At 60.2% G+C, this 23,505-nt stretch carries 15 protein-coding genes and 1 pseudogene; 7 read left to right on the top strand and 9 right to left on the bottom strand.

What is annotated here, in order from left to right; translation table 11 throughout:
* Positions 1-518: 518 nt before the first annotated feature.
* Positions 519-1,448 (bottom strand): LysR family transcriptional regulator, encoded by a 930-nt coding sequence (locus AB4N84_RS26440; protein ID WP_460043941.1) that lies wholly within the window; start codon positions 1,446-1,448, stop codon positions 519-521.
* Between the two features lie 237 nt (positions 1,449-1,685).
* Between AB4N84_RS26440 and AB4N84_RS26435 the strand changes: the two are divergent.
* Positions 1,686-2,513, top strand: a pseudogene (locus tag AB4N84_RS26435) (methyl-accepting chemotaxis protein); the annotation flags it as partial.
* Positions 2,514-2,678: 165 nt separating this feature from the next.
* Entirely contained in the window at positions 2,679-3,071 is a 393-nt protein-coding gene (locus AB4N84_RS26430; protein ID WP_460047154.1) for a PDC sensor domain-containing protein, read from the top strand.
* 199 nt (positions 3,072-3,270) lie between these two features.
* Here the strand turns inward: AB4N84_RS26430 and glgX are convergent, their stop codons facing one another.
* From glgX to glgA, 6 genes are all read right to left on the bottom strand, one after another.
* Positions 3,271-5,457, bottom strand: a complete 2,187-nt coding sequence (gene glgX / locus AB4N84_RS26425; protein WP_460043939.1) for a glycogen debranching protein GlgX — start codon at positions 5,455-5,457, stop codon at positions 3,271-3,273.
* Positions 5,458-5,644: 187 nt separating this feature from the next.
* On the bottom strand, positions 5,645-6,073 hold the full coding sequence (locus tag AB4N84_RS26420; RefSeq protein ID WP_460043938.1) for a DUF2934 domain-containing protein: 429 nt from the start codon (positions 6,071-6,073) through the stop codon (positions 5,645-5,647).
* Between the two features lie 17 nt (positions 6,074-6,090).
* Positions 6,091-8,889 carry a malto-oligosyltrehalose synthase gene (locus AB4N84_RS26415; protein WP_460043937.1) on the bottom strand — a complete coding sequence of 933 codons (2,799 nt, stop codon included), beginning with the start codon at positions 8,887-8,889 and terminating at the stop codon, positions 6,091-6,093.
* Positions 8,886-10,955, bottom strand: coding sequence for a 4-alpha-glucanotransferase (gene malQ / locus AB4N84_RS26410; RefSeq protein ID WP_460043935.1), 2,070 nt, complete (start codon positions 10,953-10,955; stop codon positions 8,886-8,888). The genes AB4N84_RS26415 and malQ overlap by 4 nt, the downstream gene beginning before the upstream one ends.
* A complete protein-coding gene (gene treZ, locus AB4N84_RS26405; protein WP_460043934.1) occupies positions 10,945-12,759 on the bottom strand; it encodes a malto-oligosyltrehalose trehalohydrolase in 1,815 nt (604 codons plus the stop codon). The genes malQ and treZ overlap by 11 nt, the downstream gene beginning before the upstream one ends.
* Before the next feature lie 26 nt (positions 12,760-12,785).
* The gene (glgA, locus tag AB4N84_RS26400; RefSeq protein ID WP_460043932.1) at positions 12,786-14,372 is read right to left on the bottom strand and encodes a glycogen synthase GlgA; all 1,587 of its coding nucleotides are present in this window, start codon (positions 14,370-14,372) and stop codon (positions 12,786-12,788) included.
* Positions 14,373-14,973: 601 nt separating this feature from the next.
* Between glgA and AB4N84_RS26395 the strand changes: the two genes are divergently transcribed.
* On the top strand, positions 14,974-15,465 hold the full coding sequence (locus AB4N84_RS26395) for a GNAT family N-acetyltransferase (RefSeq protein ID WP_074750290.1): 492 nt from the start codon (positions 14,974-14,976) through the stop codon (positions 15,463-15,465).
* Between the two features lie 462 nt (positions 15,466-15,927).
* Entirely contained in the window at positions 15,928-17,475 is a 1,548-nt protein-coding gene (locus tag AB4N84_RS26390; RefSeq protein ID WP_460043931.1) for a TerC family protein, read from the top strand.
* 127 nt (positions 17,476-17,602) lie between these two features.
* On the opposite strand, the gene AB4N84_RS26385 is transcribed toward AB4N84_RS26390, so the two are convergent.
* Entirely contained in the window at positions 17,603-19,348 is a 1,746-nt protein-coding gene (locus AB4N84_RS26385) for a phosphoethanolamine transferase CptA (protein ID WP_074750294.1), read from the bottom strand.
* A gap of 348 nt (positions 19,349-19,696) precedes the next feature.
* On the bottom strand, positions 19,697-19,870 hold the full coding sequence (locus AB4N84_RS26380; RefSeq protein WP_167362028.1) for a DUF6026 family protein: 174 nt from the start codon (positions 19,868-19,870) through the stop codon (positions 19,697-19,699).
* A 314-nt stretch (positions 19,871-20,184) separates the two neighbouring features.
* On the opposite strand from AB4N84_RS26380, the gene gnd reads away from it, so the two are divergent.
* The 3 genes from gnd to AB4N84_RS26365 are packed head-to-tail and all read left to right on the top strand — an operon-like array spanning position 20,185 to position 23,500.
* Positions 20,185-21,162, top strand: coding sequence for a phosphogluconate dehydrogenase (NAD(+)-dependent, decarboxylating) (gene gnd / locus AB4N84_RS26375; RefSeq protein ID WP_460043929.1), 978 nt, complete (start codon positions 20,185-20,187; stop codon positions 21,160-21,162).
* Positions 21,162-22,685 carry a glucose-6-phosphate dehydrogenase gene (gene zwf, locus AB4N84_RS26370; RefSeq protein WP_460043927.1) on the top strand — a complete coding sequence of 508 codons (1,524 nt, stop codon included), beginning with the start codon at positions 21,162-21,164 and terminating at the stop codon, positions 22,683-22,685. Before gnd ends, zwf begins: the two co-directional genes overlap by 1 nt.
* Positions 22,682-23,500, top strand: a complete 819-nt coding sequence (locus AB4N84_RS26365; protein WP_074750300.1) for a Cof-type HAD-IIB family hydrolase — start codon at positions 22,682-22,684, stop codon at positions 23,498-23,500. Before zwf ends, AB4N84_RS26365 begins: the two co-directional genes overlap by 4 nt.
* Positions 23,501-23,505 lie beyond the last annotated feature (5 nt).

The raw sequence follows: 23,505 nt of genomic DNA, 5'->3' as shown, positions 1-23,505 counted from the left end.
TGCTTTGCAATCAAGCCCTGTGGCATGTCTCAAACAGTTGGAAGACTCACGCCCAGATCGGGCAGACCAAGGTGTCTGACTGCCGCGAGACCTGTAGGAGCTGCTGGAGGTTACGACAGTGGCGAATGCGGTGGGACAGGTACAACGTCGGCACCGACACACCGCTTTCGCTGCCCTCGTAACCTCGGACGTCTCCTACAGGTCCTGCGTTGCACCCGAGCTCTGTGGCATGCCTCAAAGAGTTGGAAGACTCACGCCCAGATCAAGGTGTCTGACTGCCGCGAGACCTGTAGGAGCTGCTGGAGGTTACGACAGTGGCGAATGCGGTGGGACAGTTACATCATCGGTGACTGATACACCGCGTTCGCTGCCCTCGTAACCTCGGACGTCTCCCACAGGAACCGCGTCGGCCCACTCATCAGTGTCCAGGCTTCAACTGTTAGCGAAGCGAATGGTTGCACAAACAGGTGCCCATACTTCCGATCGGTGAGCGCCTGCTCGCTGGCCATCGGGCGGTGTCAGCCTTCCCCGATCCAGCTCGCGCCTGGCCACTGTTGCTGACTGACCAGTTGCCGGGCGACGTCGGTGATGACCACACGGGTCGCCAGCGCCGCCGGTGAGAGTTCATCGTCGGCCAGGGTCGCCAGCAGATTGCGTCGTCCCACATGCTCGTCGGCGATCTGAACCAACGAAAGCCCTGATTCACCCTTGAGCGCCGCCGCCGCGCCCGGCTGGATGGTCGCTGCATGCCCGGCACGCACCGCGTTCATCAATACAGCCAAGCCGTCTATCTCCATGATGATGTTCGGCACGACACCGGCACGTTCGAAGGCCGTCATCAAGGTCGAGCGCAAGCCATGCTGCGCACTCGGCGCCACCAGCGGCAGGTGCCCGAGTTCAGCCAGATGAACGCTGTCGCCGCGGGGGGAATCGGGCAGCGAAGGCGAGGCGATGACGAACAGTTTTTCGTCGAGCAGCGGGGTGACGCTCCAGCGCTTTCCGCCTTCGAGTTGAAACAGGATCGCCAGGTCGATCTGCCGTGCATTGAGCTGTGCGGCCAAGTGCCCGGAAAGCATTTCCACCAGATGCAGCTGAATGTCCGGGTAGCGCTCGCGCATGGCATTGATCAGCGGCAGCGCCAGCACGGTGGCAGTGGTGGGCGGCAGACCGACGCTGACGTAGCCGCTCATGCGCCCGCGATGCGCCGCCAGAATGGCGTTGTCGGCCTGACGCAAGGTCAACTGCGCGTGGTGCAGGAACGCCAGACCCGCGCCGGTAGCGGTCACGCCGGTGGTGGTGCGATTGAGCAGACGGGTGCTGAGTTCGCTTTCCAGTTTTGCGATCTGCTGGCTCAACGCCGAGACGCCGACGTCGAGTTCCAGCGCGGCGCGGCCCAGGCTGCCGAGTTCGACGATCTTCACGAAGTAACGCAGTTGGCGTAGTTCCACAGGGACGGGCTCCATAAGCGTTGAACACGCTGTAGCGTAGAAAAGCGCACAGAGTGTACATGCACAGGTCATCGCCATTTCCGATGCAATGCACCAATACGCGCCTGCCGGGCGCGTCTGACGCCGCAATTCGGGCATTTTTCTGGGCGGATTTTCGATGAGGCAGCGCAGACCCACGAAGAGCATTGATGGCACTCTGCTTGCAGTGCTCCCGCTACACACGGAGGGAGATGCCGAATGTTTTCACTGCGCGCCAACAAACGCCGGGCTCATGACGATGATGCCTTGAACCTGTTGTTCGATGACCTGGACCTGACGGTACAGCTCTCCGGGCATTCGCCGCTGAATGCGCGTTTGAACGGCTTCAGCAAGACGTTGCACGAGCGTCTGGCCGAGAGCCTGGCGGCGTCGGTGGACATCGCCGCCCACGCGCCGGAACTGGCGCGGATCGCTCGGGCCACCGAGCAGAGCGGGCAGATGCTCGCCCAAGCCTCAGAGCTGATCGCCAGCGCCAGCGAACAGGTCAGCACTTCGCTGGACACCGAGCTGGTTCCCGGCGCGGCACAGGTGGCCAAACTGTCCAGCGAAGTAACGCTGACCTTGCGCCAATGCCAACAGACGGGCGAACAGGTACTGGATCAGGTTGACGCCATCGGCGCGAGCGAGCAGAAGCTGGAGTCGGTGATCGGGCAGTTGTTCGGTCAGCTCGAGGAGGTCAGCCAGGTGCTCGGTGTGATCGCCAGCATCTCGCAGCAGACGAACCTGCTGGCGCTCAATGCCGCCATTGAAGCGGCGCGTGCCGGTGAGCATGGCCGTGGGTTTGCAGTGGTCGCCGATGAGGTCAGGCGGCTGGCTGGACACACCACAGAGTCCACTGCCCGTGTCAGCCAGATCATCGAACGCTTCCGTGCCGACATGGACCAACTGGGCGCTGCCGGCAAGACCATGCACGCCGCCGTGGCCGATGGGCGCGAGGGCATGACCCGTATGGGCGAGGACCTGCTCAGCACTCAGGCGGCGATGGATCAACTGGATCAGCGGGTCGGTCACATCGCCTCGGGCACCGAGCATATCGGCATCGCCGTTCACGCCATCAACCGCGACGTGCAGAACATCGCCGGGGTGGCGGCCGAGCTTCTCGGCAACGCAGGTCAGGTGTTGACCCACAGCGATGCCGTGCGCACCAGTGGTGATCACCTGTTGAATGGACTGGGCGGGTTCCGCCTGCAGATGCACAAGGCAATACAGGCCAGCGTCGAGCGTCTGGGCAGCGAGGCGGCGATGCACGGCGACGTGCAGGCCGCCGAGCGCTTCATGTCTGACACCCTGCAACGCGATCAGCGTTTCGAGTTGTTCTACATGGTCGACCGCAACGGCACGCAGATCAGCGAGAACATCGGGCTGGAGAAGGACAGCGCGTCACCCAGTTGCAAGGGCCGTCACTGGGCTCAGCGGCCGTGGTTCCGGGAAGTCGCCGAACAGCTCACCAGCCACATCACGCCGGTTTACCGGTCTTCGGCAACGGATGCGTTCTGCATAACGGTGTCGGTGCCGATCTTTGCCGCGAACGGGCAATTGCACCGGGTGTTGGCGGCGGACGTGAGGCTGTCGGCGTTATTGTGAGACGGACAAACGGGACTTGGCAGGAGGGATGCAAAGCTTGTGGGAGCGAATTCATTCGCGATGCGTCAATACAGACGACAACACTGTGTCGTCTGAAAGCCTTTCGCGAATGAATTCGCTCCCACAGGGTGACAGGAGATGCCGTCGGAACGGTTCTTGAACCCAAGAAACTCTTGAACCCAAAAAGCGTGCGAAGCGGTTAAGCCTGGTCTTCCTTCTGCAGTTCAAACAGCAGCAGTGAACGCGGCGTCACGGTGTACTCGGTGCCGAATTCAAACGTGTCCTTACCTTTGATGTCGGGCTGATTGGTGTCGATCAGGCTAGTCCAGTTCACACCTTCCGGTACTTCCGGCAGGGTGAAATTGACGCCTTCATGGTGCGAGTTCACCACCACCAGCAAGGTCGCTTCTGAGCCTCGACGACGAATCCCGGTTTCTTGCGCGCGGCCGTCCATCAGCATGCCCAGGCAGCGACCATTGGCGTCTTGCCATTGCTCGATGGTCATCTCATCGCCACTGGGCGACAGCCAGGTGACATCTTTCACGCCAAGGTCTTCGTTGTAGTCACCGACCAGGAAACGCCCGCGACGCAGAATCGGATACGCCATGCGCAGCTTGATCAGACGTTTGACGAATTTATGCAGCGCCTTGCCGTCTTCATCCCAATCCCAGTTGACCCAGCCAATCTCGCTGTCCTGACAGTAGGCGTTGTTGTTGCCGTGCTGGGTGCGGGCAAACTCGTCACCGGCCACCACCATCGGCGTGCCTTGCGAGAACAGCAACGTGGCGAAGAAGTTGCGCATCTGACGCAGGCGCAAGGCGTTGATGTCCGGGTCTTCGGTCGGGCCTTCGACGCCGTGGTTCCAGGAGCGGTTGTCGTTGCTGCCGTCCTGATTGTTCTCGTCGTTGTCCTCGTTGTGCTTGTCGTTGTAAGACACCAGATCGTGCAAGGTGAAACCGTCGTGTGCCGTGACGAAGTTGACCGAGGCGTACGGCCGACGACCGCGCTGGTTGAACATGTTGCCCGAAGCCGTGAGGCGGCTCGCAAGGTCGGCCAACTGACCCTCGTCGCCTTTCCAGAACGCGCGCACGGTGTCGCGGAACTTGTCGTTCCATTCGGCCCAGCCCGGCGCGAAGTGGCCGACCTGATAGCCACCAGGCCCGCAGTCCCAGGGCTCGGCAATCAGCTTGACCTGACGCAACACCGGGTCTTGGCGACAGGCCACAAGGAAGCTGTGGCGCTCGTCGAAACCGTCGTGATAACGGCCGAGGATGGTTGCCAGGTCGAAACGGAAACCGTCGACATGCATCTCGCTGGCCCAGTAGCGCAGCGAGTCAGTGACCATCTGCAAGACGCACGGGTGGCTCAGGTCGAGGGTGTTGCCGGTGCCGGAATCGTTGATGTAGAAACGCTTGTCGTCCGGCATCAGACGGTAATACGAGGCGTTGTCGATGCCGCGCATCGACAGGGTCGGGCCGCGTTCGTTGCCTTCGGCGGTGTGGTTGTAGACCACGTCGAGGATGACCTCGAGCCCCGCATGGTGCATGTGCGCAACCATTTCCTTGAACTCGGCGATCTTGCCGTGGGCCAGGAAACGCGGGTCAGGCGCAAAGAACGCGATGGTGTTGTAGCCCCAATAGTTCGTCATGCCCTTTTGCAGCAAATGCTGGTCGTTGACGAACGCATGGATCGGCAGCAGCTCGACCGACGTCACGCCAAGGCCTTTGATGTGCTGGATGACATCGTCGACCATCAGGCCTGAGAACGTGCCTTTGAGCTCTTCCGGCACGGACGGGTGACGCATGGTGAAACCACGGGTGTGGGTCTCGTAGAAAATGGTTTTTTCCCACGGCACATTCACTCGCTGATCGCGGCCCCAGGTGTAGGCAGGGTCGATGACCTTGCATTTGGGCACGAAAGGCGCGCTGTCGCGTTCGTCGAAGCTCAGGTCATCGTCCGGGTGGCCGATGGTGTAGCCGAACAAGGCTTCGGACCACTTCAGTTTGCCCACCAGTTGCTTGGCGTAGGGGTCGATCAGCAGCTTGTTGTGGTTGAAACGGTGGCCGTTTTTCGGGTCGTAAGGGCCGTACACGCGATAGCCGTAAACCAGGCCTGGGTGAGCGTCGGGCAGGTAACCGTGGAAAATCTCGTCGGTGTATTCGGGGAGCTCGATGCGCTCCAGTTCCTCTTCACCCGTGGAGTCAAACAGGCACAGTTCGACCTTGGTCGCGTTGGCCGAAAAAATGGCGAAATTGACGCCCAGACCATCCCAGTTAGCGCCGAGCGGGAAGGGCAGGCCTTCACGAATGCGTGTCGCATTGACCTGCGGGCTGTCAGCCTGGGCGGATTCATTCTGGGGTGTAGTGTTCTTCTCTTGCTTGCTCATGTGTATTCCTGACGTGCGAATGATTTCCTGAGGGCGAACAAAGCCTGTGTCGCAGGCTGGGACTGCGCCATTCCTGATCCATTGATAAAAGCAGGCGGATGGTTGCCGCAGGGGGTAACGATCGTTTTCAGGCGATCCCTGCGGCAAAGGTGTTGCAACGCGATGGTGATTCGTCGAGGACGAATGCTCAGGGCGCGGGCGGCTTGGCAGCCGGTGGTGCTTTTTTCGCTGCCGGCTTGGCTGCAGGTTTTGCAGCAGGTTTTGCAGCAGGCTTGGCGGCGGTCGCCTCGGCGCCGCTGGCGGCTACCTTTGGCTTGGCAGCTGGTTTGCCCGGTGCCTTGGCAGCAGGCTTTGCCGCCGGTTTAGGCGCGGCTTTTTCAGCGGGTTTGGCTGCAGCCTTCGGCGCAGGTTTTGCAGCAGATGCCTTGGGGTCGGCCTTGCTGTCTGGCTTGGCCTTGGCGGCTTTACCGGCAGCAGGTTTCTTCGGCGCTTTGGCCTCGGCATCTGCCAGTTTACGGGCCATTTCCCAATGACGCGCATCCTGACCGTGCGGCTTGCCTTCCGTTTCCCAGATCTGGTGGGCTAGCTCGCTGATTCTCTTTTCGTCGGCACTCATCTCGACACTCCCGGGTATTACAAGGTTTGAATAAGCAGGTTTACAGAAAATTCCTTGAGCGCTGCGCTGAGCGACAATTCCTTGTTGGTTGTGACTGTAGCCTGCGAAAAAAGTCCCTTCCAATTTGGATTTGAATCAGCGAACGGCAGGAGGATTCGTGTATCGCCCCAATGTGCTGCGTTGATCAATGGAGTTTGCGCGGTGCCCATTAGTTCAGCCGGCAAACGTGGAACCACAACAATAGCCCGCGCACCTCCTTTTTCCCGGGCAAATGCCAGGACGTGCGCGGCCTGTTCGCCGATCACGTCGAGCGGTTGGTATCGACCTTCACTGAACAGGTCAGGGTATTGATTGCGCAGCATGAGCACCTGCGCAATCAGGGCCTGTTTGATCCGGCCGTCCTGCCACTGGGCAAGCAACTCGGTGAGCGCTACGGACTCGCTCAAGGCGCGTTCGCGAGCGGGGTAATCCACCGGACGACGATTGTCCGGATCCACCAAACTGAAGTCCCAGAATTCAGTGCCCTGATACAGATCGGGGACACCGGGCACGGTCATTCGCAGCAAAGTTTGCGCCAGACTGTTCAAGGCGCCTGCCGGGGCGATTCGATTGGCCGTGGCACCGATGGACTGACGCAGCGCGAGGCCGTCGGGGCTCAACAACAAGTGCTGCAAGAACTCACGACAGGCCGTCTCATAGGCTTCGTTGGGCGCACTCCAGCTGCTCTGGAGTTTGGCTTCACGCAGGGCTTTTTCCTGCCACTGCGTGAGGCGTTTGGCGTAGTCCTGAAACGCGCTTTCACCTTCCAGGCCCAACGGCCAACTGCCCAGTATCGCTTGGTACAGCATCAACTCGTCGCCAGGACTGATGGGGGTGTCGGCGGCCTTCAGCGGTGCGGACAGTTGCTGCCAGCGCTCGACCTGCTCGGCGTACCAACCCGCCTGTTCACTGAGCACAGCAAGGCGCGTGCGGGTATCCTCGCCGCGCTTGTGGTCGTGGGTCGCTGTGGTCAGCAGGTTGTCCGGAAAGTGTGCACCGCGTTCGATGCAGACCTGGTGGAACGCTTCCACCGGTGCACTGAAATGTTGCGGATGAAAGCCCACGTCGTTGCGCGACAGCAGCACTGCAGAACGGTAGAACGAGGTGTCTTCGACCGACTTGGCCGCGACCGGCGAGGTCAACTGCTGGAAGCGGTTATGGACCTTGCGGCGCATCTCGCGAAGAGGACCCGTCGGGTAGTCGCGCAGGCGCTCGCCCCCCAGCCAGCGCTGAAGGTAATCGAGCACCGGCCAGTCGCCCTCATTGAGCATCTCCCGCGCGCCTGCCATCGCTTGCTGGAAGAACCGCTCATCTTCCTCGGAACGTCCGCTGGCGGTGATGTAGGTGCGATACACCGGGAAGTTGCTGACCAGCGCCAACAAACAACGGCGGATCGCGCCCAGCGTCAGGTCGCGGCTCATGACGTCACTGCGCGCGACTTGCAGCAACGCCTGCGCCAGGTTTTCGAAGTCGCCGGCCAGCGTCCCGTGGAGGACCAGATCGCGAGCCTCCAGCACCTCTTGATTGAAGTCGGCCGTGCGCCCGCTGATCCGGCTCCACAGCTCGCCCAGTACGGCTTCGCCTTTCGGGTCGTGTTGCAGCAGCGAGACCTGGTTCATGAACTCATACCCGGTGGTGCCATCAACGTTCCAGTCCTGGCGCAACGGCTCATCGGCGCCGAGGATCTTCTCGACGAAGATCGGCACATGATCCAGTTCGGTGCCTGCCGGGCGCTGACTCAGCAGGCTGTCGACGCGTCGCCGCAGCTTGCGGCAATAGCCACGGGGATCGGCGAGCCCGTCGATATGGTCAATGCGCAGGCCGTCTACCAGGCCCTCAGCGATGAGTTCGAAAATCTTCGCATGGGTGGCTTCGAACACCTGCGAACGCTCGACCTTGAGGCCGCCCAGTTCGTTGATGTCGAAGAAGCGTCGCCAGTTGATATCGTCGCCGGCAGTCCGCCAACTGGCCAGACGATAATCCTGATGCTCCAGCAGGCGGTGCAGCGTGTTGAAGCCTTCGGGCTGACGAGCGTCGAATTGCGCCAGGCCGGTGTCGATGGCGTGCGAAAGGTCCGGTTTGGCCTTGAGCAACTTCACCAGCTCCGCTTTGACGTTCAACGCTTCTTCATAGGCGTCTGAACGTTCGTCGAGCCGCGCGAAACGCTCAGCCAGTTGATCGAGCTCCGGACGGTTGGCGGCCTTTAGCAACGGGCCGTAGGTGCCTGGGTTGATCGGGAAATGATGCTGGTAATGCTCGACGCGGAAACTGCCGTGCTCACTGTCGAAACGCAACGGAACCTCGCCGTTCTGCAGCACGGTGCCGTAGTCGGTGCTCAGAAACGGCAGCAGCAATTGCCCCTTGAGCAGCGGGTCAGGTGAATTCCACTGGATGTCGAAGAATTTCGCGTACGGGCTGCGTTGGCCCCATTCCAGCAGGTCCAGCCACCAGGGATTATCCGCGCCACCCACGGCCATGTGGTTGGAAACGATGTCCAGAATCAGGCCCATGCCGTGTTCACGCAGCGCGGCAACCAGGCGGCGCAATGCCGGTTCGCCACCCAGTTCAGGGTTAATGACCCTCGGGTCGACCACATCGTACCCGTGCATCGAACCCGCTCGGGCCTTGAGCAACGGCGAGGCGTACACGTGGCTGATGCCGAGCCTGGCGAAGTAGGGCACCAGCTTCGCGGCATCGTCCAGTGTGAAGTCTTTATGAAACTGCAGACGTTGCGTCGCGCGCAGCGACTTGAGTGGTGGATTGACAGGCAGACTCATCGATCACGCTCCGCAGCCTGTTGACGCGCCGATGCCAGGATTTCCAAGCGTCGTGCCGCGTTGGTGTTGTCCAGCAGGGATGCGCTGTCGCCGGGTAATCGACGACGCCAGTTGGGGTGGCTGTCGATGGTGCCGGGCAGGTTGGCTTGCTCCTCGATACCCAGTGCGTCTTCGATGGGCAGCAGCACCAGCGGCGCACGGGTGTGGCCCAGGTAACGCACGCTGCCATCGATGAGGTCGCTGTCGTTGCTGTCGTGCATCCCGTAGTTTTCCTTCAGCGCCGCGCGCAGGCCATGACGCTCGCGTTCGCGGCCTTCACGCCAGTGACGTTCAGTGTCGTCGTCGATATGGCCCAAGGTTTTGTTCCACTCGATGTCCAGCTCGCTCAGCCAACCGGTCAACGTGGGCAGGTCGTGGGTGCTGGTGGTCGCCAACGCGTCGTCGGACCATTTGATGATCGGCTTGAACCGCCCGTTGTCTTGTTCAAACAGCAGCACGCGCATGCCCAGGATGCCTCGGGTAGAGAGTTTTTCGTGCAGGCCTTCGGGCACCGTGCCGAGGTCTTCACCCAGCACGACGGCCTTGTGGCGCCACGATTCCAGGCACAGCAGGCGCAGCATGTCGTCCAGCGGATAGTTCAGGTAAGCGCCTTCGCTGGGCGGTGAACCCAATGGCACCACCCACAGGCGTTGCAGGCCCATGACATGGTCGATGCGCAGACCGCCGGCATGGGCGAAGTTGGCCCGGAGCATTTCGATGAACGCCCGGAAGCCGTTGCGTTTGAGGCCCGTGGGCGAAAACGCAGAGATGCCCCAGCTCTGACCTGAACGATTAAGGATGTCAGGTGGCGCGCCGACGGTGAGCGCCGACAGTAACTCGTCCTGACGGCTCCAGGCCTGACTACCCGCACCGTCGGCGCCAACCGCCAGATCGCCGATCAGGCCGACGCTCATGCCGCTGCTGCGTGCAGCCGTTTGTGCACGCTCCAACCCTCGGGCAATCAGCCACTGGGCGAAGGCATGGAAGCCGATCTGATCGCTGTGGCGGGCGGCGAATTCCTCAATCGCCGGGCTGCGAGGGCTCTTGTATTGCTCTGGCCACTCGTGCCAGTTGCCGCTGATGCCGAGTAATTCACACTGATCACGCATGGCCTCGAACCGGCAGTGGTTCTCCAGCGCTTCGCCGCCCGCATGGCGAAAACTGTTGAAATCTTCGTGCAGCGGATGGTCGCTGCCGATAAACGCAGCGTACAGCGCGCGGAACATCTTCCACTTGGCTGCGGCCGCGGCGGGCCAGTCGATCAAGGGCAACGTTTCAAGGCGCTTGAGCTCATCGCCAAGGCCGGTCTCCTCAATGGCCATCCGCACGGCGCGCTCACCCAGGATTGCACCCGGTGCGGCGTACAGCGCGTTGAGGAACAGGCGGCTGGAAGGGGAATACGGACTGAAGCGTTCGCTGTCATTGGCGAACATGGCGTGCACCGGACTGATCGCGATCGCCGACGCGCCACGCTCACCGGCCGAACGGGCAAAGGTTTCCAGGGCCTGAGTATCGCCAAACCCGCCATCGCCCTCGCGGCGCAAGTAATACAACTGCAACGTCAGGCCCCATGCACGGGGCACGGTGACGTCGGTGGCCATGGCCAGGGTGTAGGCCGATGTCGGGGCGACAGCGATGGTCAGGTGTTGGCCATCGATCGCCAATTGCTGATAACCCACGGTCGCCAAGGCGGGCAACTCGGCCTTGGCGGTAAGTTTTGCATCGAGGCGAGCGCCGTCCGCAAGCTCCAGCACGAAGGGCGTTTCAGGCTTGAACCAGGGTGAAAGGTCAAGGTTGGAACCGTGGTCGACCGTCAGCAGCGGTGGAGGGGTTGTGGAAAGGCTCTGGTCTTGCAGGCGCTTGAGGCTTGCGGTGATCTGTTCATCGTTTTCAGCCGGATAACCGAGGCCGTCGAGGACTTTGCGTAATACCTCTGGGCTCACCCGTTGCGGTCGTGCGTTGGCGTCTTTCCAGTCGACCGACAATCCTGCCTCGGCCGCCAGCATTTCCAGTTGCTCATTGCTCATCCTGTTCCTCCACAACGTCACTCGATATCAGGCTGACAATGGCCGTGTATGGATTGAGGTTGCCGTGTTGGGAAAGTTCTGCCGATTTTGGATGGGATTCATGAAGAACATGCTGCACCTGATGCTCGTCGATTTTCACCCCGTGAGCTCCGAGGTTGAGATCGATGCGCAGGGTGCTGCCATCGCCCAGCTGCCAGCGTGCGCTGACGGCCTTGTCGGCGAGTACGTCGGCACCGAGGGCCTTGGCGCCCGGCAGACGCGGCACGATGTGCTCGCGACGGATGTCCAGCAGCGTTCGATACAGTTCCAGCCAGCTGCGATGGTCCTGACCCTTGTCGGTTTCCAGCAGGAGGGCATCCACGGCAGGGCGTGACGCCTCAAAGGTCTGCTCCGCGTTCGGGTCAGGAATGCGTTCGCGCTGGGCCGGGTCTGCGAAGGCCGCGAAGTCGGCGAATTCCCCGCGACGGCCTTCACGCACTGCGTCCGCAAGTTCGTCATGGAAGTCGGTGAAAAACAGGAATGGCTCGCTGGCACCCCATTCATCGCCCATGAACATCAGCGGGATCATCGGTGACAGCAGCAGCAGGGCGGTCGCCGCGCGCAACGCTTCAGGCGGACACAGCTGCGCCAGCCGCTCGCCGAGGGCACGGTTCCCGATCTGGTCGTGGTTCTGCAGGAACAGCACAAAGGCGGTTGGTGCCAGATGCGCGCTCGGTTCGCCCCGGGCGTGGCCGTGGCGCGTGGACTCGCCCTGATACACGAAGCCTTCGCTCAACAGGCGTGCGAGCTTGTGGGTGGGTTGCTGGGCGAAATCGGTGTAGTAAGCATCCGTTTCGCCCGTCAACAGGACGTGCAGGGTGTTATGGCCGTCGTCGTTCCACTGCGCGTCGTAACCCTGATCCATGCGGCTGGCTTCGTTGAACTCGTTCTCCAGCATCAGCCAGACATGGCGCTCCTGCGGCGTGTTCTGCCGGACCCGCTCTGCCAGCTCCGAAAGGAACGTCGGGTCTTCAATGGCGTGTACGGCGTCAAAACGCAGGCCATCGAAGCGATAGTCCAGCAACCACATGAGGCTGTTGTCGATGAAAAAGTCGCGCACTTCTCGACGCCGAAAATCAATGGCGTCGCCCCATGGCGTCTTCTTGTCGCTGCGGAAGAAGTGCTTGGCGTAGCTTCCCAGGTAATTGCCGTCCGGTCCGAAGTGGTTGTAGACCACGTCCAGAATGACCATCAGACCCAGCCCGTGGGCGGTGTCGATCAGGTGCCTGAGCTGTTCGGGTGTGCCATAGGACGACTGCGGGGCGTACGGCAAAACGCCGTCGTAGCCCCAGTTGCGGTCCCCGGGAAATTGCGCGATGGGCATCAGCTCGATGGCCGTGATGCCGGTATCCGCAAGGCGCTGCAAATGGCGTTCGACCCCGGCGAAACCGCCCAAGGCGCCCACGTGCAATTCGTAGATGACTGCCTCGTGCCAGGGGCGGCCGCGCCATTCGGCGTGGTGCCACGGGTAGGCGTCCGGGTCGATGACCACGCTGTGGCCATGCACCTCGCTGACCTGAGCCCGGGAAGCCGGGTCAGGTACCAGAAGGTTTTCATCGATTTTGTAGCGGTATCGCGTGCCCGCCGGGCATCGTGTTTCGAGGACAAACCAACCGTCTTCCTGCGGCAACAGGGCCAATGACGGCCCATCCTCTATCTCGACGCTGACGTAGTAGGCATCCGGCGCCCAGAGGGCAAACCGGGTGTGTTCGGGATCCAGCAAGACGGCGCCGTGGCGCCAGCTCTTATCCGTGCGCGAAGGCATCCGTTACCCCTTTTCCAGTTCATGAATCAGTATTGCAGCGCAGCACCCACGTTCTTCTTCAACAGTTCCTGATAAAGGTCGGCATAGGGTTCAACCGCTTTGTGCCAGTCGAACGGGGCAGCCATGGCGCGGCAACGCATGGCGTTAAGCAGTGGCGGGTTGGCAAAGACTTTGAATGCGCGGGTCAGGGCTTCGGTGTAGCTCTCCACCGTGGACTCGTCGAACAGAAAGCCGGTGCAGCCGTCTTCGATGGTGTCGGCCAAACCGCCCGTGCGGCGCGCGACCGGCAATGACCCGAAACGCTGGGCGTACATCTGGCTCAACCCGCACGGTTCATAACGTGATGGCATCAGCAGAAAGTCGCTGCCAGCGAACATGCGACGGGCATCTGTTTCGTTGAAGCCGACACGCACGCTGATCTGACCGGGGAAACGGGCGGCGAGGGCGCGCATGGCGTCTTCTTCGTCCGGTTCGCCGCGACCGATGATCGCGATCTGGCCACCGTTGTTGACGATGTGTTCGGCGACGCCGATGGTCAGGTCCAGACCCTTCTGATAAACCAGACGGGAAACGACCGCGAACAGCGGGCCGGTCGACGGTTCAAGTTCGAACAGCTCGCGCACGTGATCGGCGTTGATCTCTTTGCGGGTCCACTCATTGGGGCCGAAGCGGCAGATCAGGTGTTCGTCGGTCGCGGCATCCCAGCTTTCGTCAATGCCGTTGGGGATCCCGCTGAGCTGACCACGGTTGGCCTTGCTTTGCAGGAAGCCTTCCAAGCCGCAGCCGAAGTCCGCCGTGGTGATTTCCTTGGCGTACGTCGCGCTGACGGTGGTGATGTGACTGGCATAAGCCATGCCGGCCTTGATGAACGACAGACGGCCATAGAACTCCATGCCGTCCGGCCCCAGCGCCTCATCCGGAATACCCAGCTCGCGGCTCGACGCCGTGCTGACAAACCCTTGGTACGCCAGGTTGTGAATGGTGAAGATGCTTGGGGTGCTTTGGCCGCGCCACTTCATGTAGGCCGGTGCAAGGCCGGCCGGCCAGTCGTGGGCGTGAACGAGTTCCGGGCACCACTGGGTTTTCACAGCACCGGCGGCGAAGTCGGCAGCGGCCAGGCCCAGACGCGCAAAGCGAATGTGGTTGTCCGACCAGTCGCGACCCTGGTTGTCGCCATAGGGCGTACCTTCGCGCTCGTAGAGTTCGGGGCAGATCAGAACATAAATGACCAGGCCGTCTTTCATGTCCATCCGGCCAATCTTGCAGGGAGGCAGTGCGGCATGACCGCTCAGTTCGCTGATGATGTGAATCGGGTTACCGCTATTGATGACCTGTGGATAGCCGGGTATCAGCACGCGTACATCGTGCAGGTGGCGCATGGCGCGCGGCAGTGCAGCAGACACATCACCCAGACCGCCGGTTTTCACCAGATCGGCCATTTCCGATGTCACGAACAGGATTTTCTTTCTGTTCACCGTCGACATGCCTGGTTGTACAGGGGGCAGTTGCAGCAAAGGTGCGCTCGTCGTTGCGAAGACCGGCAGATGGGTCAGCTCGCTGGCCGGCTGATTAAAACTCTCTCCCTTCTGGGTTTTGACAGCGGCACTAATCATCGTTTTCTCCCATTCGATACGCAGTGTTGGTACAGCACTTGAGTTGTAATTGGCCATGTCCGTTGGCCACGCACACAAGACCTACGCAAAATCGATACCCATTTACCGACTGCATAGTGAAGGACAGGGTGAAAGCGGCCTCTGCTCGGGCTTCAACCAATAGCATAGGCGCTCTATTGTGCTGACCCAGCGCATTTGCAGAAGTTTCGACTTTTTTTCTGGGAAATGTCTGGCATGCGGGCTGGCACCTTTTTGTAGGAAAAAATTCATCGCGCTACACAAACTCCCTGACCGCGCAGTGCGCCGTTCTGGCGCACGCTGAGGAGATAAAAAGCACCGATTACCGTCGGTCGGATTGTTCGACAATCAAACCAGTGCGGCTCGGCAAGCATAGCCCCCGCTGGCTTTTTTGCGACCGGGCGGTCACAAACGGGAGCTATCGCCTTTTCTCGGTGCATCAGGGATCAAATCTTGTGCGTATCGAGAAATTTCCTACTTCTGTATAGGGATATCTTGGTGCGCACCACGGTAGAATCCTCGCCACGCGGCAAACGGCATTTTGGCCTGTTGCCTGATACCCCCTGAGTTGTAGAGGAAGTCAATGCAAGCCCCTGAGGTTCTGGTCCTGCAAGCCAGCTACACCAATCCGGTCCACGCTGAAGCCATCGGCTTCCTGCTTAATCAATACGCTGAAGACGCCATGGGCGGCGGAGAGTCCTTGTCGCTGGACACCCGTCAGCAACTGGCAATCGAGCTTGCCAAGCGGCCTCACGCGTTCAGCGTGCTGGCGTTTATCGCGGGTGAGCCGGTCGGGCTGGTCAATTGTTTCGAGGGTTTTTCAACCTTTGCCTGCCGCCCGCTGGTGAACATCCATGATGTGGTCGTCATCGCGTCCGCACGAGGTCAGGGCATCAGCCAGAAAATGCTCACCAAGGTCGAAGAAATCGCCCGGCAGCGCGGCTGCTGCAAGATGACCCTGGAAGTGCTCGAGGGTAATGAGGTGGCGCTCGGCGCCTATCGCAAGCTGGGGTTCTCCGACTACCAGCTCGACCCGCAAATGGGCAGGGCGTTGTTCTGGCAGAAGGCGTTGTAAGCCTCGACAGGGAGCGAGCACTGGATGCATACCTGTGTGCGGATTTAGTTGCGATGCATTCGTACGGACGAGATATCTTTTTCGGATGTCCCAGTGCTTCGCGAATACATTCGCTCCCACCGATAAACTGCAGCGCAGGCAGTGCCATCCGATGTCGGGCGGTGACCTGACCCTGGTGTTGCTCTGGCAACACCGCTCAAAACATTTGTAACAGTTATGTCCTGTAAGACACTTCCCGCAGCGAGATAGGATCGCCTCCCGTATTCAACTCAGGACGCTCATGTCTCTTTCACTGGAACCTCCCAGTTGCCGATCCCGTTCGCTGAACGGTAACGGCCATCTTTCGTTACTCCGCGCTGATCTGCGCCTCTCCAAAACCCGATTTTTGTGCACCGTCCCGCTGAACAGCGCTTCGGTCGTGCGTGTGCCTGTCCTGTTGCCGTCGAAAAGGAATCACTGACCATGGAATGGATTGCGGACCCTACGGCCTGGCTAGGCCTGCTGACGCTGATCGTTCTGGAACTGGTGCTGGGCATCGACAATCTGGTGTTCATTGCCATCCTGGCCGACAAACTGCCGCCGGAGCAGCGGGATCGGGCGCGGGTGCTCGGGTTGTCGTTGGCGTTGATCATGCGGCTGGGCCTGCTGGCGAGCATCTCTTGGATGGTGACGCTGACCGAGCCCTTGTTCGAGGTCTTCGGCAAGAGCTTTTCAGGCCGAGACCTGATCATGCTGTTCGGCGGTATCTTCCTGCTGTTCAAGGCGACGATGGAGTTGCACGAGCGGCTGGAAGGGCATGTCGCGCAGAAAAGCGGGAGTACAACCTACGCACTGTTCTGGCCGATCGTCGCGCAGATTGTCGTGCTCGACGCCGTGTTCTCGCTCGATGCAGTGATCACGGCGGTGGGCATGGTCGACGAACTGTCCATCATGATGATTGCGGTTGTATTCTCCATCGCCATCATGATCATCGCCAGCAAACCCCTGACCGCCTTCGTCAATGCGCACCCGACGGTGATCATGCTCTGCCTGGGCTTTTTGATGATGATCGGCTTCAGCCTCACAGCCGATGGTCTGGGTTTTCACATACCCAAAGGCTATCTGTACGCCGCGATCGGTTTTTCAATCCTCATCGAGGTGTTCAACCAGATCGCGCGTTCGCGGCGCAAGCGCAGTCTCAAGGGGCATCTACCCCGTCGCGAGCGCATGGCTCACGCCGTCTTGCGCCTTTTGGGTGGGCGCAAGCCGGGCGTTGAGGAGGTGGGCGAGGACATCGTCGACATGCTGGAAGGCGATTCGGAGGAACCTGTCTTTGATCGTCGCGAACGCGTGATGATCAGTGGCGTGTTGCAGCTCGCGCAGAAGCCGATTCGTAGCGTGATGACCGCGCGGACTGATGTCGACATGATCGATCTGGATGACGATGACGCCGCTATTCGCCAGCGGCTGTTGGCTTCGCCTTATTCCCGGCTGCCGCTGATTCGTGGCGGGCGGGTGGACGAGCCCCTGGGCTTCGTGCACAAGAAAGAGTTGCTCAATGGGCTGCTCTCGGGCGTAAACCCGAACCTTGAGCACTTGGCGCGCACCACGATCAATCTGCTGGACAGCTTTTCCATTCTCAACGCGCTTGACCAGATGCGTGCCGAGTCCACCCACATTGCTTTTGTGGTGAATGAGTTCGGCGACTTTGTCGGCATTCTGAGCATGACTGACATCCTAGAGTCCATCGCGGGTGAGCTGCCGGATGCGAGTGAGGCGGAAGGTCCGGATCTGGTGGAAGAGGGTGACAGCGTGCAGGTCAATGCCGCGATGAACCTGACTCACTTGCGCGACCGAATCGGCTTCAAGGCGCCCGTCACCGATGAATATCAGACGCTGGCGGGGTTGGTCGTGAGCTTGCTGGACCGCCTGCCAACGTCGGGCGATGAGGTGATCTGGGACGGCTGGAGCCTGAAAGTGGTTCAGGTGCAGGAGCGTCGGGTGACCCGCGTGCGGATGCGCAGGCTGTAAAGGCGTTGGCGTCGATAGCGTAGATAAAAAGAAGGCCTGCATTGCGCAGGCCTTCTTTTTAACATCGGATTAACAGCGGAGCTCATTAACGTCGGAGCTCATTAACGTAGAGCTCAGTGCTGACCGATTACTGGCTAGCGACCTCGGGGGTCGCTTGAGGTTGTTTGGCAACCTTCTCCATCACGGCGAAGTCACTCAGACCCTTCTGCGCATAGGGATCGCCAATCAGACGTGGACGAGCCTTGAAGTCCAGGCTGACAAGGCTCTTGGTGCTGTCCAGCTCATCGAAACTCAGGCCCGCCAGCTGTGCCCAAGTGTGGACCAGATTGGAACTGGTATACGGGCGGTCATGAATGCTGTCGAAGTTCCAGTCATGTGTCTGACGCCATTTGGGTGAGGCGTAGGCAATGAAAGGCACTGTGTACATCGGGATCGTCGGCTTGGCTTCGTTTCTGCCGAGGGTGTTATGCCCAGCGGAATCGTAAACGTCCTCACCATGGTCGGACAGGTACAGCAGGAAGCCGTTGGGGTCTGCCTTGCTGTAAGACTTGATCAGGCTGGACACCACGAAGTCGTTGTACAGCACAGCATTGTCGTAGCTGTTATAGAGCTCGAGTTTGCTGTCGTCGATCGCAGCTGGCACGCCGTCACGGCCGGTGAATTTTTCGTAGTCCTGCGGATACCGGTACTGATAGCTCATGTGCGTGCCCAGCAGGTGGACGACGATCAGCTTGCGCGGTGCGGCATCGGTCAGGGCCTTGGCAAACGGTTCCAGCACATCGCCGTCGTACTGGCGCGCGTTCTGGTTGCGGTTGTTGTTCAGGTAAACCTGCTCGTCAGCCTGTTCGGAGAACGTGGTGAGCATGGTATTGCGCTTGGTCATCGTCTGCTGGTTGGTGATCCAGAAGGTTTTGTAACCCGCCTGCTTCATCACACTGACGATTGAAGGCGTCTTCAGGTAAAGGTCCGGGTTTTCTTCGTCGGCGAACGTCAGCACCTGCTGCAGCGCCTCGATGGTGTAGGGGCGCGGGGTGATCACATTGTTGAACACCTGCAGCTGGTCTTTCATCGCGTCCAGGTTTGGGGTGGTCTGGCGTGGATAGCCATAAAGGTGCATGCGACCCCGGTTGGTGGATTCACCGATCACCAATACCAGCGTGGTGGGAAGGCCGGCCTGCTGGTCCTTGAGATTCTTCAACGGCGGGATGTTGCTGCTGCTGGTCAACATGCTCTGCATGCTGTCCAGTTGCTGCGTGTAGCGGTGGTAGGCCACCAGCATTTGCCATGGCACTGCCGGTTCGATACGTGACTCGAACGCTTCGAGGCCCGAGGCGGCGTCATCGTGACGCGCCATCTGCTTGGCCAGCGGGTAGCCGATGATGGCCACCAGCAGCGCCGTCGAGACCACCCAGGCCCGGCCGCGCGGCATGTAAACCGGGCGCAGACGCGTCCACAGGAAAATCGCGAAGGCGGTGTGGGCGATGAACGCCAACACGATCCACCAGGCGAAATACTGGGTCATGTACTCGCCCGCTTCAGAGATGTTCGACTCGAACATGATGAAGATGACGCTTTGCGAGAACTCTTGCTGATAAATGAAGAAGTAGCCGAGGCTCGCCATCGAACAGGCCCACAGCACAACGCCTATGACGGCCGCCATGATTCGGGTCTTGTTGGGGAACAGAAGCATGGGCGCGAGCCAGATGCCGCTCATCACGAACGCCTGACGAAACCCTGCGAAGCCGGTGATGCCGGTCAGCTGAATCAGCAGTTGGGTAATACCGGAAAAGTACCAGAAAAAGACGAACAGCCAGACCAGGCCGGTCCAGTCGAAACCCTTCGGAGCCGGTGAGCTCCCTTTCATAGTTGCCATCAAGCGCTCCAGCTATGGATCTTTCGCGCGACTCAGAGAGGCTGTCGCGTCGTGCAAGTGTGAGGACCGGTCTGAACGACAGTGATCGGCAGACGGCTCACAGGGGAGCGGGAGTATGGTGATCGGCAGGTGAAAAAAATGTGAGCCAGGCGTGACGTTCGAGGCCGAATGCGCTAAATCGCGAATTTCAAAGAAGCAGGAACGTTACAGAGTGTGTCTGGTCCGACCAAAGGCACCTGTCAAAGGCGGCTGTCGTGTCAGCAGGGAGTCACTTGGGCGGGAGGCGGGCGGGAGGCGGGCAAGCCATCGGATCGGGCTTGCCGCGAACAGTCAGGGGAAACGGGGTAATCAGGCGTGCAATGCGGTGCCGGGGGACGCGAGTTGGGCGTGCTGCAACATCAACGTCAACTGGGCAACTTTCTTTTGCAACTGATCACGTTCGGCCTTCAGCTGGCTCAGCTCGTCGCGACGAACGGTAACGTACAGAGTCTGTGGAACGTTTGCAGGTAGTACTGTGCCCATTGCTCACCTCGCAAATGGCGGGATTCAACTTCGTAAGGTTCAAGCAATGACGCTATCGCTACCCGACGTGTCCATGCTCCTACCTCTATCGGCGCGAATTCTGATTTCTTTTGAGGAAAAAAGGAACTTTTTTATTTTTTAATGTCGCGAACGTTTCCTGATCGCGAAAACCGGCGTCATAGGGCAGGCTTGACGCTTGAACATGAAACTATTTTCACCGGGAAACCTTCGTTTGCCTCCCCGGACTAACCCTACATGCGGCACTGGGCTATAAAATGAGGCACCCCTGTTTACGAATTAAGGAGCACCTCTACATGCAACTCGGGATTGTTGGACTAGGCCGCATGGGCGGCAACATCGCACGTCGACTGATGCTCAATGGCCACACCACTGTGGTCTATGATCGCGATGAGCAGTCTCGCACCGTGCTCGCCAACGAAGGTTCGACGCCTGCCAATGACCTCAAATCACTGGTCGCCGCGCTGGAAAGACCGCGAGCCGTCTGGGTGATGTTGCCTGCTGGCGCTCCAACGGAAGACACGATCAATGTGCTTGCCGACCTGCTCGATAAAGATGATGTGATCATCGACGGTGGCAACACCTTTTATAAAGACGACGTTCGTCGTTCCATCGCGCTCAAAGAAAAAGGCCTGCATTACGTCGATGTCGGCACCTCCGGCGGCGTCTGGGGCCTGGAACGCGGTTATTGCATGATGATCGGCGGTGAGACCGAGGTGGTTGATCGGCTGGACCCGCTGTTCAAGACGCTGGCACCTGGCATCGGTAATATTCCGCGCACCAAGGACCGCTCCAAGGATGCTGATCCGCGTGCCGAGCATGGTTACATCCACGCCGGACCACCGGGTGCCGGGCACTTTGTGAAGATGATCCACAACGGCATCGAGTACGGAATGATGCAGGCCTTCGCCGAAGGCTTTGACATCCTGAAGACCAAGAACTCGGACAACCTGCCGGCCGAACAACGCTTCGATCTCAACCTGGGCGACATTGCCGAAGTGTGGCGTCGTGGCAGCGTGGTGTCTTCCTGGCTGCTGGACCTGACGGCCGACGCACTGGCAACCGATCCACAACTGAATGCGTACTCCGGCTCCGTGGCCGACAGCGGTGAAGGCCGCTGGACCATCGAAGCCGCCATGGAGCAGGCGGTACCGGTTCCGGTGCTGTCGACTTCGCTGTTTGCCCGCTTCCGCTCCCGTCAACAAAGCACGTACGGCGACAAAATGCTGTCCGCCATGCGTTTCGGATTTGGTGGTCATAAGGAACCAAAATAATGGGTTTATCCCGCAGCAAGCAAAAGGCTCCGGTCGCTCCGGCGACCACGCTGTTCCTGTTCGGCGCCCACGGCGACCTGGTCAAGCGGCTGTTGATGCCGGCGCTCTACAACCTGTTCCGTGACGGACTGGTGGGCGAGAACCTGCACATCGTCGGCGTTGACCACAACACCGTCAGTGACGCCGACTTCGCCAAGAAGCTTGAGGACTTCATTCGTCAAGAGGCGGCCAACAAGGTCGCCCAAGGTGGAGAAGAACCCTTGGATCCGGCGCTGTGGGGCAGCCTTGCCAAACGGATCACCTACATCACAGGCGATTTTCTCGACGATGGCACCTACGCGGACATCGACGCGAAGATCAAGAACACCGGCACGCAAAATGCGGTGTTCTACCTGGCGACCGCGCCGCGTTTCTTCAGTGAAGTGACCAAACGGCTCGGCTCCTCGGGGCTGATGGTCGAGGGCGACGACTATTTCCGTCGCGTGGTGATCGAGAAGCCGTTCGGTCACGACCTACCGAGTGCGGTCGCGCTGAACAGCTGCTTGCTGAAGGTGATGAGCGAGAAGCAGATCTACCGGATCGACCACTACCTGGGCAAGGAAACGGTTCAGAACATTTTGGTCAGCCGGTTCTCCAACGGGCTGTTCGAGTCGTTCTGGAACAATCACTACATCGATCATGTGCAGATCACCGCGGCTGAAACCGTAGGCGTCGAAACCCGCGGCAGTTTCTATGAAACCACCGGTGCGCTGCGGGACATGGTGCCCAATCACCTGTTCCAACTGCTGGCCATGGTTGCCATGGAACCTCCGGCAGCGTTTGGCGCCGACGCGGTGCGGGGCGAGAAGGCCAAGGTGGTCGGCGCGATTCGGCCCTGGTCGGAAATGGAAGCGCTGGCCAACTCGGTGCGCGGTCAATACAGCGAGAGCACGATCGGCGACAAGAGCGTGCCCGGCTACCGCCAGGAAGACCGGGTTGACCCTGAGAGCAACACGGAAACCTACGTGGCGCTCAAGGTCATGATCGACAACTGGCGCTGGGTCGGCGTGCCGTTTTATCTGCGCACCGGCAAGCGCATGAGTGTGCGTGATACCGAGATTGCGATCTGCTTCAAACCTGCACCGTATGCCCAGTTCCGTGACACGGACGTGGACCGGGTGGAGCCTAACTTCCTCAAGATCCAGATCCAGCCTGACGAAGGCATGTGGTTCGACCTGCAGGCCAAAAAGCCGGGGCCGACCCTCGACATGCAGACTATCGAACTGGGTTTCGCCTACAAGGACTTCTTCGAGATGCAGCCGTCGACCGGGTATGAAACCCTGATCTACGACTGTCTGACCGGAGACCAGACCCTGTTCCAGCGTGCCGACAACATCGAAAACGGCTGGCGTGCGGTGCAACCGTTCATCGATGCATGGGCCAAGGATCCGCACGTCGAGATGTACAACGCCGGTGAAGACGGCCCGTCAGGTGCCGACGAGCTGCTGGCGCGTGACGGTCGCAGCTGGCAACGACTCGGATGAGTGATTCCACGCAACCCCTCATCCGTTTCCTGTTGTCAGACATTGATGGCACGTTGCTGCGGCCCGATCACAGCCTGAGCCAGGCCAACATCGACGCTGTGCGTCAATTGCGCGAATCCGGCATCCATTTCACCATTGCCAGCAGCCGTCCGCCGAGGGCCATGCGTCAGCAGATCGAAGCCTTGGGCATCGATCTGCCGACCGTGGCGTTCAACGGCGCCAACATCATCAGGCCCGATGGCAGCCTGCTCAAGGCTCACCGCATCGCGCCCGAAGCGGCACGGACCAGCCTTGAGCTGTTCGCCGCAGAGCGCGTGTCGGTGTGGGTGTTTGCCGACGATCAGTGGCTGTTGCTCGACCCGCAAGGGGATTACGTCGAGCATGAGCGCAACACGCTGGGGTACGACTTCGTTCAGGTCGAGCATTTCGAGGGTTACATCGATCGCATCGACAAGATCGTGGCCGCCAGCAAGGATTTCGAGCTGCTCAAGCGGCTTGAAGTCCAGCTCAATCCTTTGATTGCGGACGCGGCGCGCGCCGCCCGCTCTCAGTCCTATTACCTGGATGTCACCGCGCTCGATGCCAATAAAGGCACGGCGCTGGAGACGTTGTCCGAGGAATTAGGCGTGGCGCTGGCCCATACGGCGGCCATAGGTGATGCGGGGAACGATGTGGCGATGTTCCTGCGTGCCGGGCTGTCGATTGCGATGGGTCAGGCAGAAACAGCCGTCAAAAGCCAAGCCAGCTACGTCACCGGGAGCAACCTCGAGGACGGTCTGGCCACGGCCATTGAGCGCTACATCCTGCCGCGCTGACGGCA

This window comes from Pseudomonas sp. S2_H01 (genome assembly GCF_054668305.1).
The sequence above is the reverse complement of the archived record's forward strand: the minus strand, read 5'-3'. Positions and strand labels throughout refer to the sequence as shown.